This is a genomic window from Jejudonia soesokkakensis (assembly GCF_042664795.1).
Taxonomy (GTDB): domain Bacteria; phylum Bacteroidota; class Bacteroidia; order Flavobacteriales; family Flavobacteriaceae; genus Jejudonia; species Jejudonia soesokkakensis.
Genome location: NZ_JBHTBN010000003.1, coordinates 43,453 through 62,495, shown reverse-complemented (window position 1 = coordinate 62,495; position 19,043 = coordinate 43,453). Strand labels below are relative to the sequence as shown.

At 35.2% G+C, this 19,043-nt stretch carries 10 protein-coding genes; 5 read left to right on the top strand and 5 right to left on the bottom strand.

What is annotated here, in order from left to right; all coding sequences use genetic code 11:
• Nucleotides 1–2 precede the first annotated feature (2 nt).
• Nucleotides 3–653, top strand: coding sequence for a rhomboid family intramembrane serine protease (locus tag ACFQO1_RS06985; protein WP_380217272.1), 651 nt, complete (start codon nt 3–5; stop codon nt 651–653).
• An 11-nt stretch (nt 654–664) separates the two neighbouring features.
• Nucleotides 665–1,348: an SIMPL domain-containing protein gene (locus ACFQO1_RS06980; RefSeq protein WP_380217271.1), complete on the top strand. Its 684-nt coding sequence runs from the start codon at nt 665–667 to the stop codon at nt 1,346–1,348.
• Between the two features lie 92 nt (nt 1,349–1,440).
• Here ACFQO1_RS06980 and ACFQO1_RS06975 read toward each other — a convergent pair whose 3' ends face one another.
• Nucleotides 1,441–2,559 carry a redoxin domain-containing protein gene (locus ACFQO1_RS06975; protein ID WP_380217270.1) on the bottom strand — a complete coding sequence of 373 codons (1,119 nt, stop codon included), beginning with the start codon at nt 2,557–2,559 and terminating at the stop codon, nt 1,441–1,443.
• A 135-nt stretch (nt 2,560–2,694) separates the two neighbouring features.
• Between ACFQO1_RS06975 and ACFQO1_RS06970 the strand changes: the two genes are divergently transcribed.
• Nucleotides 2,695–5,064, top strand: a complete 2,370-nt coding sequence (locus ACFQO1_RS06970; RefSeq protein ID WP_380217269.1) for a GAF domain-containing protein — start codon at nt 2,695–2,697, stop codon at nt 5,062–5,064.
• On the opposite strand, the gene ACFQO1_RS06965 is transcribed toward ACFQO1_RS06970, so the two are convergent.
• Nucleotides 5,054–6,292, bottom strand: coding sequence for a Pycsar system effector family protein (locus tag ACFQO1_RS06965; protein ID WP_380217268.1), 1,239 nt, complete (start codon nt 6,290–6,292; stop codon nt 5,054–5,056). The genes ACFQO1_RS06970 and ACFQO1_RS06965 overlap by 11 nt on opposite strands.
• A gap of 152 nt (nt 6,293–6,444) precedes the next feature.
• Here ACFQO1_RS06965 and ACFQO1_RS06960 point away from each other — a divergent pair, with 152 nt between their 5' ends.
• Nucleotides 6,445–10,155, top strand: coding sequence for a metallophosphoesterase (locus tag ACFQO1_RS06960; RefSeq protein WP_380217267.1), 3,711 nt, complete (start codon nt 6,445–6,447; stop codon nt 10,153–10,155).
• A gap of 28 nt (nt 10,156–10,183) precedes the next feature.
• Complete coding sequence (locus ACFQO1_RS06955) at nt 10,184–13,846, top strand: ShlB/FhaC/HecB family hemolysin secretion/activation protein (RefSeq protein ID WP_380217266.1); 3,663 nt, start codon at nt 10,184–10,186, stop codon at nt 13,844–13,846.
• 63 nt (nt 13,847–13,909) lie between these two features.
• Here ACFQO1_RS06955 and ACFQO1_RS06950 read toward each other — a convergent pair whose 3' ends face one another.
• The 3 genes from ACFQO1_RS06950 to ACFQO1_RS06940 form a co-directional block, all read right to left on the bottom strand.
• Nucleotides 13,910–17,560: a hypothetical protein gene (locus ACFQO1_RS06950; RefSeq protein WP_380217265.1), complete on the bottom strand. Its 3,651-nt coding sequence runs from the start codon at nt 17,558–17,560 to the stop codon at nt 13,910–13,912.
• 98 nt (nt 17,561–17,658) lie between these two features.
• Entirely contained in the window at nt 17,659–18,507 is an 849-nt protein-coding gene (locus ACFQO1_RS06945; protein ID WP_380217264.1) for a hypothetical protein, read from the bottom strand.
• A 9-nt stretch (nt 18,508–18,516) separates the two neighbouring features.
• Entirely contained in the window at nt 18,517–19,008 is a 492-nt protein-coding gene (locus tag ACFQO1_RS06940; RefSeq protein WP_380217584.1) for a Dps family protein, read from the bottom strand.
• Nucleotides 19,009–19,043 lie beyond the last annotated feature (35 nt).

The window sequence follows — 19,043 nt, the reverse complement described above, 5'->3', positions numbered from 1 at the left end:
CTATGCAAGACCTCCATATTGTTACCATCGTTATTATTGCTGCAAATGTCCTTATTTCATTGAAGGGATTTAACGATTTTAATTTTTTCGAAAAATATAAATTCAATATCGCTGGCATCCGAAAAGGGGAACAGATACGGATTTTTAGTTCAGGTTTTTTGCATGTTGACGTTACACATTTGTTGTTTAATATGTTGACACTATACTTTTTTGCAAACACAGTCATCACAGCCTTGGGTACGGTTCATTTTGTCATCATTTACTTGGCTGCTTTGATCTTAGGAAATTTACTTTCTTATTATTTTCATAAAGACGAATATCATTATAGTGCTGTAGGCGCCAGTGGGGCGGTTACAGGAATTTTATATGCTTCGATTCTTTTTTACCCGGACATGGGGTTGTACTTATTTTTTATTCCTATAGCTATTCCAGCCTGGATTTTTGGGTTATTATACTTGCTTTATTCTATCTACGGAATGAAATCACGTCGTGGAAATATTGGTCATGATGCTCATTTTGGTGGAGCAATAGCGGGTTATGCACTCACTTTATTATTTGTCCCGTCTTTGGTATTTGATAGTTTATGGATCGTTTTAGTACTTGCGGCACCCATTTTGCTATTATTCATATTACATAAACTCGGAAAAATTTAAAAATTAAAATTATGAAAACCTTATTTTCAGTATTAATACTTACAATCACACTCTCTATGACCGCTCAAAACCATGTGCAACCTACTGTCGATGTGACCGGAAAAGGAATCGTAACTATTGTTCCCGACGAAGCTACCATTAGCGTTCGTGTGGAAAACACAGGAACAGATGCTTCCGAAGTAAAACGACAGAATGATGCTACTATCAACAATGTTTTTGCTTTTTTAAAAAAAATGAAGATTGCCGATAAATATGTAACGTCTGAATACGTCCGGTTAAGTAAAAATTATGAGTACAATACCAAGACGTACAAGTATAATGCTAACCAGTCAATTTCAATTCAGTTAAAGGATTTGTCACGATATGAAGAGATCATGAATGGGTTATTGCAAACAGGGATTAACCGTATAGATGGTGTTTCATTCTCATCCTCAAAGCAAGAAGAGCTAGAATCTCAAGCTCGAAAAAAAGCCATTGAAAATGCTAAGATGAAAGCTACAGAATATGCAGGAGTTTTAAATCAGACCATCGGAGCTGCGGTTCGTATTTCCGAATTTCAAATGAATACTAATGGGCCTCAGCCCATGTATAAAATGATGGCAATGGACTCAGGTTCTTCAGATTCACAACAAACTATCTCGCCAGGTGAACTAGAGATTAATGTAACTGTAAATGTAAGTTTTATATTAAATTAAATCTTTCCAATTATAGCAATTAGAAAAAGGCTTCAGAATCTCTGAAGCCTTTTTTTTGCAAATTAATTTTTGATAGTAACCTTCCTATTCATTTATTGTCCAAGAAGGGAAGCAATCTTATTTTCAAGCGCTGCGCCTCGTAAATTTTTATCGATGATCTTTCCGTTCTCATCTAAAAGAAAAGTAGCCGGAATTGAGCGAACACTGTAGTCTCTTGCAATTGGATCCTGCCAGAACTCAAGGTTTGAAACATGGTACCAATCCATTTCATCCTGTTCGATTGCCTGTAGCCATCGGTCTTTTTGTCCTTTACGATCCAGAGAGACACTAATAATGTTTAATCCTTTATCGTGATATTTTTCATACACACGTACTACGTTTGGGTTTTCCATTCGGCAAGGCTTACACCAAGATGCCCAAAAATCTACGATGGTATATTTTCCTAACGTTTCTTTTAATGAAAGCATATTTCCATCTGGATCTGGTGCAGTAAAATCGGGTGCTTGTCCGCCAATTTCAGTAGCTTTTAAACTAGACAAGGCAGCTGAAAGATCTTTTGCGATTTGAGTAGAAGCTATTTTAGGACTTAAATTATCGAGATACTCGCTAGCTTCGGCAGGGGATAGTTGTTTGTTGTTGGTCATTTCAGAAAGAAGCATCACCCCAAAAATTGAATTATTTTCTTCGGCAACAAAATTCTTTTTATAGATGATTTCTTCATTGTTAATATCAATGTTTTCTTGTTGGATCTGACTCGCTAAAAGGTTATCTCCCTGTTTACGGGCCTCTCTAAAACGTTCTGAAAGTTCCATTTTTTGATTATTGAATCCAATCATCTTATTTAAATAAGATCTATAAGCATCATTTTGAGGTGACCCAGTCACATAGGATGCATTAATACTATCTTTATAAATAGTCGCTTTTAGGTCTGTATTTCCAGGGAAAAAAATTATGTTTTTATTGATATTACCAACTTTCATATAGTATAGGGCTGGTTGGTCGTTAACCTGGAGGTTTGCAGAAAACTTTCCATTTTTAACAGTAATAGTATCTGTTACATTATTTGAAGTTCCTTCAACTTCATAGACATAAATAGTCGTTCCGTCTTCAAATCCTTGTGCGGTTCCGCTAAAATTATAAGTGCCTTCTGATTTAGAATCACAAGCTGTAAAAAGAAGACCAATGATAAGTAATGGGAGTAGTAGTTTCATTTTCAGTAAATTTTGAACAAAAATAATAGCTTTTTTTTCTGAAAAAAAATACCACTCTCAAATATTTGTTAATATTCATCAAATAAGTCTTTAAAGCTCTAATTTTGTGTATATTCTTATTGCAAAAGATTGAAAATGAAGCTAAATAAAGGTGAATTCCCACTACAGACCAAGATAAGTTTTGAAAAGCTTGTCGATACGTATCGCAGCCAACTGGGTTCTAAAGATAAAATGACCAGAATGCACGCAGAAGAAGTACTTCGTGTTGTGGAAGAACACCCTGTTTTGATCAAAGGGATGACTTCTGAAAAAGAATTGAAAAAGTATAAACCCCAAATTGATTTTATATTAAAAGATCTCTTTAGTGAAGTACTTACAAAAAATGAGATAAAGATTGCTACAATACCCTTTAATGACATTACTTATAAAACTTCAAAACGATACGACTCAATTATTGAAAATGCGGGATCTGATTTTACTTTAGAAATAATAAATTTTGATGAAGATCAATATTACATCATGGGATGTAGCATTATTTTAAATCAGTTTTATGGGTACAGCTTGGATTTTAGACGCCCGTTTTATTATAACATTCCAGATGCAAAAGGAATGACACGCAGTTATAAGATTTTATACAATGCAGATTATGTAGAGATTGAAAAAACAGAAAAGTCTAAAGATATTAGTCACGAAGATGTGGCAGAATTAATGGATAATGTAGATAATCTTGCGCTGTGGAAAGAAAAGTTTCCTCCCGAATCGTGGATATTAAAAGGATTTGCAATTGCAAATTTATTTGACATGACTACAGATGTCGCAATATCTGAATTTAAATCAAAATTACTTCAAGATAAAGATGATACTGGAAAATTAAGTCAGGATTTTGAACGAATATTTAAAACAATTTTTAATGTAGAGGATCTAAAAATTGGTTTTGCAGATCACAATGAAGAAGATGAAACTTTTGAACGATTGCTTTTTAAAGACATAAAGAGCTATGTGTTAAAAGATAAGAAAACACAGAAATGCACTACGGCACTTTGTAGTGCGTCCTTTTATACTTTATTCAAGCAAAATGATTTTTATACGATTAGCAATACGCTACGATATCATGAAAAATATCCTGAAAATATTCTATATAAAAAACTAATTGATCAAAATATTAATAGCGCAATTTTGGCAGCGATTGTTCATGATGGAAAAGTATTAGGAATATTAGAATTGGTGTCGTCTAAAGTGAACGCATTAAATTCTATAAATGCCAATAAGTTAAAAGATATCATGCCCTACTTAGCTGATTCGGTTCGAAGATCAAAGGACAATACAGAAAATGAACTAGAGCTTATTATTCAAGAAGAATGTACCTCGATTCATAAAAGTGTTCACTGGAAATTTAGGAAAGAGGCAAAGCGTGTTATGTTTGGGATTTCTAATCAGACTCCAACCTATTTCAGAGAAGTTGTTTTTGAAGATGTATATCCCCTGTATGGTCAAATCGATATTAAGGGATCTTCAGACGCAAGAAATGAAGCTACCCAGAAAGATCTTGAATTGCAAATGGAGATCATTCAGAAAATAATTAAAAGAATTCATGCCCTAGAAGATTTGCCTATCTACGAGCAAATGGAGTATCGAATTCAAGAGTTTCTGGATGACCTCAAGGGAGAATTGCAAGTTGATAGCGAGCGTCAAATATTAAATTTTCTTCGGAAAGAAATACTGCCTTTGTTTAATCACTTGAGTAAGAAAAGTCCGTCTTTAAAAGAGTTAATTGACGAATATAATAGTCAGGTTGAAGAAACCACAGGTTTGGTGTACAAGCATCGAAAAGACTATGATACTACTGTCATGGAAATTAATAAACGAATGGCGGCAATCATTGATCGGAAACAAAGAGATGCTCAGGCAATGTATCCTCATTACTATGAGCGTTTTAAAACAGATGGTGTAGAACACAATCTTTATATTGGCGAGTCTATAACCAAAGAAAACTCTTTCCATAAAGTTTACTTATACAACCTAAGGCTATGGCAGTTACAAGTGATGTGTGAAATGGAAAATCAATATTATAAAATTAAAAAATCGCTCCCAATACCTTTAGATGTTGCTTCAATGATTCTTTCTTTCAATTCTCCATTAGCATTGCGTTTTCGAATGGATGAAAAACGATTTGATGTAGATGGCACGTATAATGCTCGGTATGAGGTAGTAAAAAAGCGAGTTGATAAAGCAAATGTAAAAGGTACTGAAGAAAGAGTTACACAGCCTGGTAAAATAACTATTATATATTCTCAAAAAGAAGATGAAAAGGAATATACGAAGTACATATCTTTTTTACAGCGTAAAAAATATCTGGACAATGATATGGAAGTAGTTGATTTGGAGGATCTTCAAGGGGTAACTGGATTAAAGGCCCTGCGTGTAAGTGTATTATATTCTACCCATAAAGATAATTCTAAAGAGTATTACACGTACGAAGATTTAATGGAGCATATTACTTCTTGAAAAGCATTGCTGTTGGATCTGCAATTTGTTTAACTTCTTCAATGGTTATATCGGCCATTCCGAAGGAAACACCAAAGGCAATAATGGAAACGATAGTTCCAATAACAAATATTGTATAAGTAAGTCTTAAAATTCGGTACTTCCTGTCCAAAACCTTTCCTAAGAAATACAAATCTTTTGTCATAGAAGAATAGATATAATCTCGATCCTTTAACAGTTCATCTATTGCCCATTGGTATTGAGATAACTCCATTTTATGAAAATTTCCAAAGAAAGTTAGATTGACGCTTTTATTCATCACATCTTCTTTTGTAAACTCACCTCTAGTAACATTAGGTCGCGTAGCAATTACCGCTAAAATCATGGTAGTGGCACTAGACAAAACAAATACTGAAGTTGGTACAATTAGATAGGGGTTCGTATCAAACTTAGAAAATAGATTTGCCAAAGTAAGTGATATAATTATTGCGTTTACAGAAAGTAAAATGTTTGCTTTAGTGTCTGCAATATCACTTAGTTTGATATGATTTTTTAATGCCGTTCTATAAAATGTTTGGATTCCTCTATCTGGGCTCGCATCTTTATACTTCATCTTAAGCTGAGCTTTCATCTCCTCTTTTTTCAGCTTTTTCTTATCTTTTTTCCGTTTTTTTATAAGACTGGCCAGATTACTTTCCTTCTCTTTTTGCCAGTTCTTAAGGGCATAATCACTATAAAACTGATGTTTCTCAATAAGAACTTTAATATTTTCGTTGCGCCATTCTTTAGGAGAATAATCTTTTATTCCCTGCGACTTATATTCTTGTCTTAAAAACTCTGAAGCTTCGGTAAAATACTCTTTTCCAAAATGCGATGAGTCTGCATCTCTAATCATTTCTTCTAGAGGACCTTCTGGAGTACCCTTAAATTTGGTCGCCAAAATGCATCTTTCAACTCCAGCGATAATATCTTTTTCGACCCCTTGGGAAGTAAGAAACTCCGTAGCAATTTTTGCACTTACTTCTTCGTGACCTTCTCTAGTTTCTATGTAGCCTGTATCATGTAATAGTGCAGCTAATTTTAATATTGTTGCATCTTTAACACTAATTTCAGAATTTTCAATTATTTCATTGATACTTTTATACACCCGTTTTGAGTGCGTGTAATTATGATAGGTAAAAGTATTAGGAAGTTTTTCTTTGAAAAGGTTTAAAACAAAATCATCTGTTGCTTTAATAATGTCGCTCATAGAATTTATTTAGACATCTAAATTACTAAAAATATTACATTCGTAATTTGAGATTGTTAAAATTAACATCAAAATAACTAAACTTAAAGTACTGTTGTAATTTACATTCTATTATTTTAAAGATTAATACAAGCTGCTGCGTTTTATATTCTATGCTAAAAAAAATAATCTCCCTTTTATTACTTTCTATATTAGTTTTTTCATGTGCAAGTTATGAGGCTCAATATCGGGAACCTCGAACAACATCTCTTTATCCTTCTGAAAAAGAAATTGAAAAAACATTTTATCTAGTTGGAGATGCAGGCAAGTCCAAAATGGGAGGGATGAGTGACGGCTTAAAAGTTTTTAATAATCTATTAAAACAACAAGAAAGAAAAGGTGATTATACCATATTTCTGGGAGATAATATTTATCCCGTTGGCATGTATCCTGAAGGTCATCCTTTAAGGCCTTTGGCTCAGCATGCATTGGATGCTCAATATAATGCTGCCAAAGGAAATGGAGGTAAAATTTATTTTATTCCAGGGAATCATGATTGGTATAACGATGGTTTAGAAGGTCTCAAGCGAGAAGAGAACTATTTGTTAGAAACAACAAAAGATCCAGATATTTTTCAGCCAAAAAATGGATGCCCTTTAAGTAGTGTTACAGTTTCAGACCAAATTCAATTGATCATGATCGATTCGCAGTGGTATCTTGAAGACTGGAACTTTAGACCCAGTATTAACGAAAATTGTGAAATTAAATCTCGTGAAAAGTTTTTTATTGAAATTGAAAATGAACTAAAGAAACATCAAAATAAAACTATTGTTTTTGCAATGCACCATCCTATGTTTACTAATGGCACGCATGGTGGTTTTTTTGGTTCGAAAAAGCATTTGTACCCTACTCAAAAGAATATCCCCTTACCCATACTTTCATCGTTAGTGGTGCAAATTAGATCGCAAGGCGGCGTTTCAGTTCAAGATAGGTACAATGAATTGTATAATAATCTAATGAACAGGTTAGGTGCGATTGCTAAAAATAGCGATCGTATCGTATTTGCTTCAGGACACGAACACAACCTTCAGTATATAGAACAAAATGGCTTAAAACAGATTGTTACAGGTTCTGGTGCCAAGGATGGAGGGGTTGCATTAGGAAAGGATGGTCTTTTTGCTATTGGTAAACAAGGTTTTGCTGTCATGGATGTTTTTAAAGACGGCTCTTCTTGGGTTCGTTATTATGTTGGTGATGCGAATCATCAACCTAAACTTATGTACGAGAAGGAGTTGTTCCCGCCAAAAGACACCTATGATGTTTCAAAATTACCAGTTTCTTTTCAGCCTAAAAGACTGGCCCCAATCTATAAGAGCGACAGCCTTCGAGAATCTTTATTTCTGAAGTCGGTTTGGGGTGCAAAATACAAGGAGGCTTTTTCAACACCAGTAACAGCAGATATTGCAATTTTAGATACTCTATATGGCGGACTTTCGGTCATACGTGAAGGAGGAGAAAAGGAATACAGGTCGCTTCGGCTTAAAGATGAAAATGGGAATGTTTACAGAATGCGTGCCTTAGGTAAAAATTCATTAGATTTTTCTCAAAAAGTTCAACTTGAAAACCCTGTAATAGAAGAAGGAACTGAAGAAACTACAGAAGTCTTATCACCTACACTTTTTGATGAAGAATTCTACACAGCTTCTCATCCCTATGCTGTGTTGGCAGTACCCACGTTGGCAAAGGCAGTCAATATATTTTATACCAACGCACAACTCTACTACGTTCCAAAACAATTAGCATTAGGTAATTACAATGAAAATTTTGGAGATGAATTATATTTAATATCCAATGAACCTACAGAAGAAAGTGAAGGAGCGCGCACCTTTAAATATCCAGATGATGTTGAAACTACAGATGATATCTTAACAAAGATTAGAAAAAATGGAGACATTCAAGTGGATGAAGAAAATTACATTCGATCTCGCTTGTTCGATATGCTGATTGGCGACTGGGACCGTGAGAGTGATCATTGGCGATGGGCAGAGTACAATAACAGTAGTGGAAAAAATGTATATGTTCCCATCCCCAAAAATAGAGATGACGCTTTTGCCAGTTTTGATGGAGATGTCTTTGATATTGCACGTTCCATTTTTGCAGGGTCCAGAATAACACATGTTTATGATAATGATTTAAGAGATTTGGAATGGTTTAATAAAGAAGGAATCATTCTGGATAGAGCTCTAATAGAAAGATCTGGAAGATCGCAATGGAAGTATGTTGCAGAAAGCATTCAAAATGCGATTACTCCCGAAATTATAGAAGAAGCTTTTAATAAAATTCCTGAAGAAGTTCGTGATGAAGAACTTGCAATTATTAAAGAAAAACTAATTGCCAGAAAAGATAATCTAGTCGACATTGCAGATCGCTATTATAATTATTTTTCAAACCTACAAACTATTGCAGGGACAGATACTGATGATTATTTTGAGATCACACGGCTTCCAGATGGCGGAACAAAAGTTAAAACCTACTCATTTTCCGAAGGTAAAAAATCTGAAATCATTACAGATAGAACCTATTACCATAAAGACACCCGAGAATTGTGGATCTATGGTTTGGACGGTAAAGATGTCTTTGTCGTAGATGGGGAAGACTCAGATCTAATATATGTTCGTCTAATAGGGGGTAAGGGAGAAGATGTCTACAACATAAAAACAGGGCGCAGGGTTAAAGTCTATGACTACAGGACCTATCCAAGTAAAGTTGTGGAAAATGAGGATGCTCAATTGATTTTTACAGATTTATATAACTTAAATGTATACGACTATAGAAAACAGTTAGAAACCAATAAAAGGGTGGGACCTGCTTTTGGATATAATCCTGATGATGGATTTAGGGTGGGATTACAATTTGTATATACCAGAAACAGCTTTAAAAGAAATCCATTTTCTAAAAGACATACCATTACAGGTGGATATTATGTAGATACTTCAAGTTTTGATGTTGCTTATGAAGGTGAATTTGCAAACTCGATAGGCGACTCAAATCTAAATATAGGATTGCGTATTACAAGTCCTAATTATACCGAAAATTACTTTGGCTACGGAAATGAAACAAATAATCTTGAAGATTCCGAAAATTTAGAATTTAACCGATTAGAATTACAGACCATTACTGCAAAAGCGGGCTTGGTACGAAATTCCAGCTTTGGTATTATTTATAGATTTCAGACACGTTTTGACGCGGTTCGCTTAAATGAAGCGAATACAAATTTGTATCTAGATAAAGGGGATGTTGAGTTAAATGACACTAATTATTTTGCAACAGCCGAAGGTATATTTACATATCGAAGTTTTGATAATCCATTGAATCCAGCACGTGCCATGCTTTTTGATCTGTCTTTAGGTATTACTGAAAATGTAGAGGATCTAGACAACATTTTTGGATATCTCAAATCTAAAGTTACCTTTTATAATGCTTTAACGAGTAATGAAAAACTAGTACTTAAAACAAACATACAATCGGCATTCAATTTTGGAAATCGATTTGAATTTTATCAAGGAGTACATGCGGGAGCAGATACTGGATTGAGAGGCTACAGAAGAAATAGATTTACAGGGAAATCGGCACTTGTAGGAAGTGCAGATGTAAGATATAGTTTTGATGATTTTAGAATTGAACTATTTCCTTTACAAGTAGGTATTTACGTGGGTGCAGATTTAGGAAGGGTCTGGACACCAAACGATACCTCTCAAAAATGGCATAATTCGCGTGGCGGCGGACTCTGGATTAATAGTCAAGGAGGATTAGGAGCTACATTTAGTGCTTTTAATTCTGAAGAAGGAACCCGACTCAACCTCGGTGTGGGCTTTACCTTTTAAAATATAACAACCTAACCTAACCCCTTAAATGAATACAAAACAATTATTTTATATAATATGCTGTACATTACTCCTAGCGTCTTGTGCTACCACTCGAGTACAACTTAAAAATGACGCAGCTAATACGATTAGCTCGAAAACCGATTCAGAAATGGAGCGCTTTTATATTATTGGAAATGCTTCAAAAAGTAAAAGTACTACTATCCTTTCAGGATTAGAGAACGTTGTATCGAAGTTTCCTTCCGAAGCTAACCATCTTATCTTTATAGGTGACAACACTAATGAAAAAGATAAATCTGGTGTAAAAGCAGATCTGGACAGACAAATCAAAACCGTAAAAAATCTTAGTATTGACCCTTTTTTCGTACCCGGAAACTATGATTGGGAATATAACTCGGTTGAAGGACTTGAAACAATTGAAGATCACTTAAAAGATAATTTAGAAAAGGAAGATCCATTGACACCAAACAATGGGTGTCCGTTGGAAAGTATTGAAATAGGAGACGATATTCAACTTATAATTTTTGACAGTCAGTGGTATCTTGAAGATTGGGATCGCAATCCAAAAATGAATGATAAATGTGATATCAAATCCCGAGAAAAACTCTTGTACGAGCTTGAAAATGAAATTAAGAAAAGTGCCAATAGAACTATTCTTTTTGCAATGCACCATCCTCTTTATACCAATGGATTTCACGGCGGAAGATTTGCACTAAGAGATCATCTTTTTCCTTTACGAGGAAATATTCCTGTACCGGTCGTAGCTTCAGTGATTGCCGAAGTACGGTCTCAAGGAGCGGTATCTGTTCAGGATAGATATAATAAGGTGTACGACGAAATGGCGTATAAGGTTACTAACATACTTAATCAAAAAGACAAACGAATTGTAGTGATATCGGGCCATGAAGAAAATCTTCAGTACATAGAACATGATCTCATAAAGCAAGTTATATCTGGTGCAGGTTCAGATACCAAGCCAGCTTCAATTAGTGATAATGGTTTATTTTCTTACGGCGGAAACGGATTTGCAGCAGTTGATGTAGCAAAAGACGGGGCAGTATGGGTTCGTTTTTATAGTGCCCAAAATGAAAACACTCAATTGCTATTTGAAAAAGAAATCTACCCGCCAACTCCCATCCCTTCATTTGAAGGACTCCCCTTACGATATCCTGAAACCTATGATGCTTCAGTATATGAAATTGAAAAAGTAGAAAAATCGCAGTTTTTTAAATCGTTTTGGGGAAATCACTACCGAGAAGTATACGGAACAAAAGTTACTGCCAGAACCGCCTTGCTCGACACTTTGTATGGCGGACTTACCGTTATAAGACCCGGAGGAGGGCATCAAACCAAATCACTCCGGCTCGAAACCAAAGATGGGAAAGAGTACAATATGAGAGCTTTAAAGAAGAGTGCTGTTCAATTTTTGGAAACAACTGTTTTTAAAGGAATCAATGGTGAGAAATACTTGGGAAATACGGTGCCCGAGGATATCATTCAAGATTTTTATACGGCTGCGCACCCGTATGGGGCCTTCGCTGTTCCTACACTTGCAAAAGCAGCAGAAGTGTATCATACAACTCCAGAATTGTATTATGTGCCAAAGCAAAAAGCGTTAGGAAAGTATAATGATGAATATGGAGATCAATTATTTATGATCGTCGAAAAACCTTCCGAAGAATATACAGGAAGGAAGAGTTTTGGTTATCCAGACGATATTGAAAGTACAGACGATCTTTTAGCAACATTACGCCAAGATGAAGAATATACCTTAGACGAAAATGCTTACATAAGAGCAAGGATTTTTGATATGCTTTTAGGCGACTGGGACAGACACCAAGATCAGTGGCGCTGGGCAGTATTTGAAGACGGTGATAAAAAGGTTTTTGTTCCTATTCCAAGAGATCGCGATCAAGTATTTGCAAATTTTGATGGATCTTTTTTAAATGTCATGCGAAGTCTAATGGGAAGTGTCAATCAATTTGGAGTGTATGGCGAAGATATCATAGATGTAGAGTGGTTTAATAAGGCTGGGTCTAAGCTAGACAGGGCATTACTGAAACGAACTGGAAAAGAGGACTGGATTGAGGAAGCTCAGTTCATTCAGCTGGCTATCGATGAAAAATTAGTAAACGAGGCATTTAGTCGTCTTCCTATAGAAGTTCAGGGGGCTACCACCCAAGAAATTAAAAATAACTTCCTACAACGAAAAGCAAATCTCGTACACATTGTGGAACGGTATTGGGAAATTTTTATCAGATTTCAAATGCTCACCGGAACCGATAAAGATGATTATTTTGAAATCACACGTATTCCAGATGGCTCAACAAACATCAAAGCTTTCAGAATTAAAGATGGGGAAAAGGGCGATCTTCTTTTTGACAGAACATTCCATAGTAAAGAAACCAACGAGGTATGGTTATATGGTTTAGATGATACCGATACCTTTGAGGTGAATGGTGACGCAAAAGACGCAATGATTATACGTATTATTGGGGGTCAAGATGAGGATACCTATAAGATTTCTGAAGGAAAGAAAATAAAAGTCTATGACCGTAATTTTAGTGAGAGTATTGTTGAAGAAAAAGGAGGAGCTTATTTTAGATTTACAGATTTCTATGAAGCGAATTTATACGATTATAAAAAAGCACCTAAAAAAGGAGGTAAAATTAACTTTGATGTTGGCTTTAACCCAGATCAAGGAATAATTCTAGAAGCGGGATATAAAAAAACAGTAAATGATTTTATTGAAAATCCCTACGGAAGGCTTACTGCAATCAATGCACAATATCATTTCTTAACACAGGGAATTGATGTACGTCTTAAAAAAGGCTATGCGGCTGTCATTAAAGATTATAATTTAATTTTTGAAGGTAGATTTACTTCGAAGAATTATACCGAAAATTATTTTGGCTTCGGAAACGATACTTCTTATGATCAAGATGAGATTAATTTTGACTTTAATCGAGTCAATCTTGCAATGTATGACGGTGGCCTAGGACTCGAGCGTCAATCTGACTACGGAAGTTTTTTTCAAATAAAATATGAGTTGCAGTCTACTGAAGTAGTTTCTAACGGAACTAATTTTATTGCAAATTCAAATTTTGAAGGAATAGGAAACCGCTTCTATTTTGGTGTTCCTAGTGCCTGGTACCAATATAAAAATTTTGACGATGAAGTATTTCCTACCAAAGGAATGCTCTTTGAGGTAAAGGGGAGTGCAATTGATGATTTAGGAGATTCAAATTTGACAGGGGTTATCAATAGTAAAGTTAATTTTTACAATGCGTTACTCACTAGCAGAAAATTAGTTCTTAAAACTGCCGCTCAAACTCAGATTAATATAGGGGATAGGCCTCAGTTTTATCAATTGGCAAGTCTTGGTGGCGATAATGGATTACGAGGCTATCGCAATCAGCGGTTTTCTGGTGATCAAAGTTTTAGTGCTTCAGGTGATCTCGCTTATAATTTTTCAAAAATAAAAACCGCTTTTTTTCCAATTGATTTAAGTGCTTTTGTTGGTGTGGATCTAGGACGTGTCTGGACCGAAGGAAACTCATCAAAAGACTGGCACAGTTCTTACGGTGGCGGTTTTATGTTGCAATGGACACAAGCAATACATGCAGGTTTTAGTGCATTTAGAAGTGACGAAGGCACACGAATTTCATTTAGAACTGGAATTAGCTTATAAAAGAAAAAACTTTCAGAAATACATCTGAAAGTTTTTTTAATACGGTATATGATTTTTTAGGCATTAAAACCCGAACCCAAAACCAACTTGAATAATTTCGTCTTCTTCAGAAAGGAAGAATCCAGCATTTAAAGCAAATGAGTTCAATCCGCTAAACCAAATTCCTCCTCCGTAAGAGGTATGCCATTGGTTTGATGTATCATTATCTACCCAAACCCTTCCGTAGTCAAAGCCTCCATAAGTTCCAAAAGTAATAGGAACTACACCGGTCACGATGCGGGCGAGTCTTAGTTTTAAATCGGTTGACTGATAGAAATAGGATTTACCTGTAAATCGTTCATCTCTAAAACCTCTTAACCCATTGTTCCCTCCTAAGGTGGGGGCATGATAGAAAAAGAAATCTTCACCAGGTTCTCCAGTATTGATTTTCCCTTCTGCAGTGGTTGCAAGCACTAAATTCCCTGAGGAGATTAATTTTTGTTGCACACCAATTCGAGCAGATGCATACCCAAAGCTATTGTTTTCTAAGTCTAAGTTGCTTTTATATCCTACAGTTGCTCCCAAGTATAACGCTTTGGTGGGGAAATCTGCAGCATCCTGGTTCTTATATTCAGCGACCGCTTCACCCCCTACATAATTTTGTCTTTCAAAAGTTTGAGCATTTACATTTGCTGGAGTAAAAAAGCGGTTGGTATCCAATGCTACTTTAAAGCTTTCAAAAGTTCCTCTTACTTTTAAAAATTTACCTGCAATCCCAGCATTTCCAGAAAGTTGTTGTGTTCTAGCGCGGTTAAAGTCTCTTTCGGTTGCATCGTCATCATAAAACGTTTCGTTTCCGTATCCGAAGAAATTTTTTGCATACCCATTTGTAGTACCATATCCATTAATTTCAAGGTTAAGACCTGGAAAGATATTAGCAAATGTTCCACTATAGGCAACTTCAACTGCTTGAAAATTAAAAAAGTATTTTGCTGAAAGTTTGTATTGAAACCTGAAAGGGTTGCCGTTAAATCCGTTATTGGTGTACGTATCGTCTGCTCCTATATAAAGTCCGTCGTCTGTTCTGAAGCCAATATTAGGAATTAAAATATTGCTGTTTTCTTGAAAGTATCTCCAGTGCCACGTATTAGTTTCGTATTGGTTTGTAAACTGAGTGGCAGGTTTTTTTGCATCAAAGTCGGTGTCTTCATATTTCCAATCATATACTTTTAGATTTTTTGCATTGGTGATAGTAAAATCATCATCACCATACCCACCAATCAATCGAATCTTAATTTCGTTGTTACTATTGTCACCCTCTACTGTAAAATTGTCATTATCATCTAGTCCGTAGATCCAGATTTCATCAGTTTGGTCTGCTTGGAAGGTACGTTCAAAAAATACTTTATTTGCTTTATCCTTCAGTTTGCGTTCCAAAACAACTTTGGTCATTCCGTTCTCCATTCGGGTTATGATAATGTTATCGTCTTTAATCGTTCCGTGGATTGCGACAGTTTCATCCATTCGTTCGCCGTAACGGCGAGCGATGCTAACTATATTTTTGAGACGTTCCTTTAGATGGTTTTTTATTTGATCACTAGTCTCGTCTTGAACTTCTTTAGGTAATCTTGTAAATGCCTGATCAATAACTGCGTCTGTCATCCCTAACTGAATAGCTTTAGCTTCTTCCTCCCATACTGAAGCATCATATTTGTTAAGGAGAGATCTGTCAATATTATTGGCTTCGCCGTTGAACCACTTTATATTTTTAATTTCCGGGCCGTAGGATTGCCAGAATCGAACATCTGGTAAAATAAGTTTGATAAGCGGAATGGCAATTCCGTCAAATTTTGAGAAAGCAGCATCTCTATCTCGAGGAACGGGAATAAATCGAACATCATCATCAGATATCTTATACTGAGCCCATCTCCATTGGTCTTCATGACGATCCCAATCGCCAATGAGCATATCAAAAATACGAGCACGGATAAACGCTCTTTGATCTACCGAAAATTTTTCATCTTCTATTAACTTTTCAAAAACATCTGTAGAGCTTTCAAATTCTGTAATTTCTCCTGCCATTTCTGGATTGGCTCTGTTATAGCCTTCATAATCTGCCTGAGCATCATTAGGACGTTCTTCTATATAGTATAACTGGTCTCCATAAGCCTCTCCAAGAATTTCAAATCCTGGTTGCTTAGGGACATAGTACAATTGTGTATTCGCATGGTTAATGTTTACAGATTCTGCCAACGGATTTATAACCAATTGCATATAAGGATGAGTGGTGCTAAAAAAGTCATATACAGCTTCTTCGGCAAAAGTTCCCTTATATTCTTCTTCGTTGTAAGCAATTCCTTTGATCTTAAAGCGTAAAAATTTGAGTGCGTTTTTTTCGAGTCCACGCATGGCATATTCTCTATCATCGCTATCATTCAGTCTAGCTGAATACGATTGATGTCCACCACCTTTTTTCTGAACTACTAATCCGTTGTACATATTTTCAAGGATACCAACTTCTGCTGTTACTGGCTTTCCAAAATAAGAGCGGTATCTTTTTCCCCAGAAAAACTTATAAAATCCAGACTTATTTAATTTATCTTCATTGGTGGTAATAGCTAACGTTTTTGTTGAACTTTCAAAGTTTGGTGTGGTAAATTCTTTTTCTTCTTCAGGAAATTGTTCTGTGACATCAAAGCTATTTTTTTCAGCTTCCGAAGTAATAAAATCTACCGTAGAACTTCCATCTTTATAATATTTTAAAATGGCAAATCCTTCTTTTCCGTAGGTAAATTGACCTTCATATCTTAAGATACCTCCCATAGCTGTAATGTCGTCTTTGCTACGGTTTGTAACTTTAGCTCCTCCCATAGAACCGCTAATGATTTGACGCACATTACCCCCTTTTAGATACTGTAAACTTTCTTCATGTCCCGATATGATAGTGACTCTATCAAGTTCTGCTACCAAGGAGCTTACTAGAACTCTTAATTTATTATATCGTTCAAAATTGGCTTGTTTTGGAGAGAAACCTCCTATACTTTTTGCATACGTTCCATTTGTATAAATAGGATGGTGCATCACAATGACGAGGTTCTTATTTCTGGAATCTTTAATCATTCCTTCTAATTCTTCAGCAAAACGCCTTCGCGTAACAATATCTGTACACTTTTGGTTGATTTGTTCAACGCGATCCCAATTGGCGATATACCATTGAGAGTCTACAAGAATCATATCCAGATCGTCTGCGACTTCTCTGTATTCAAGGGGACAAACATTGTTGGGTTCCACCTCAGTTCTTTTAATATCGTTGTCTTTAATGTAATCTTCTACCCATTCTATCTTACCAGCGTCAAAACTACTCCATTCGTTATCTCCGGGTACAAAATATGTTTTTCCTTTAAAGTTTTTTGTTGCTGAAAGTTGGGCTGCCAACCTTGTTTCTTTTGTATCTTTATTGTCTTCATTGGCAACCGTATAGTCGCCAGTATAAAGCAATGTACTTTCTTTTGGAGCATTTTCAAGATACGACTCAAGTAACGATTGTAGATTAGAATTTACAACTCCGTTTCCTTGTCCGCCAGCAATATAAAAAGTATGAATAGGTTGTTCACCTTTTAAAGAAGCTTGAGAAATGTTTGACTGAGGTTGGTAGGATGCACAAGCACTTACCAACAAAGTGGTAAGTGACAATGCAAAAAATTTAAAGGGGTTTTTGAAGGTAGATTGTATCATATATGAATTTCGTTAGTGTACTTTTTTACGAGTGTTAAAAGTACAGAAGCTACCGAAAACTCTATATATGTTTAGGAATACTTTAGTATTTAAGGGGGTTAATCTATTGTTAATTTGTAGAGATTTCCACCTTCGGTTCCGTTTCGTTCATCCACGATATAAAGAGTTTTAGAATCCCCAAAAGCAATACTTTCTTTTTGAGAAGAATGTTCTAACTGAATTTTCTTTACAGCTCCTTCCAATAAGTTTCCTTCTGGATAATCACTAATAATCCAGACCTTATCATGACTTAACAATGCAATTTTTCCTGTTGCGTGGTCTATGGCTGCAGAAGTTATCTGGCAATTACTTTTGTCATCACAGGTTTTTAATTTTCCGAGGAAAACAGCATCATTTTGACCAGGTCCATTAATTATACGGTAAACGCTTGTTGTTCCATCAAAACCATCGGTTCTGTTTCTAGTAAAAATATAGAAGCTGTTTTTTGTTGCAATAAATGCCTCTACATCAAATGATTGTGAATTATCTTTTGGGGGGTATTCGGTTTGGTCTTCAAATTTAAAGATTGATCGATATACTTTTAAGGTATCTTGCCAGTTTAAAAGTTTATAGATAGCAAGATCTTTTCTTTTGCTTTTATTATTTCCAAAATCACCTATATATAGGTTTCCTTCTTCATCACTTGCTAGATCTTCCCAATCTATTTTTTTAAGTCCTCTAACAGGAATTTCTTTTTCCACTTTTTTATCTGAAACATTATACCCATAAAGATTTGGCTTGTTACCATGATCGTCGATCATCCATAATAGAGGTGATTTAGGTGTTATTTCAATACCGCTTATTTCGTCAAGGTCATTTGGTAGCGAAGAGAGAATTTCTATGTTGCCAAAATCTGTAGTACAGCTTGCAAAAAATGTAGCTAAAAAAAGAATAGATAGTTTTTTCATGTTTATTTATTATGCTTCTGGGTGTGTATCTGTTGCGCTCATTGTCCATGCATCGAGCATCCAGCTTGTTTTTTCTAAATCTGCAATGTATCCACCCATAAGATCGATAGTACCTTCATCTCCTGCATCATCTGCTTTTTCAATAACAGTACGCATTTGTTTTAAAATACTTCCATGATCTTTTAAAAGTAATTTTACCATTTCAAGATCTTTAATTTCTGAAGGACTTTCAGAAAGATTTGAATTTTTTAAATATTCAGAAAAATTACTAACTGGTTGAAATCGCAGTGTTAATATTCGCTCCGCAATTTCGTCAATTTTTAGTTTAGCATCATCATACATTTCTTCAAATTTTACATGTAAATCAAAAAAATGCCTTCCTACAATATTCCAGTGGAAATTTCGTAACTTCTGATAGTAAATATGATAGTCTGCAAGAAGTACGTTCAGTTCTTTTGCAGTATTAGTTACCTTTTTCTTATCTAGATTTAAATAATTCATCATTTTGCTTTTAGTTATACCAAAGGTACAAGAGG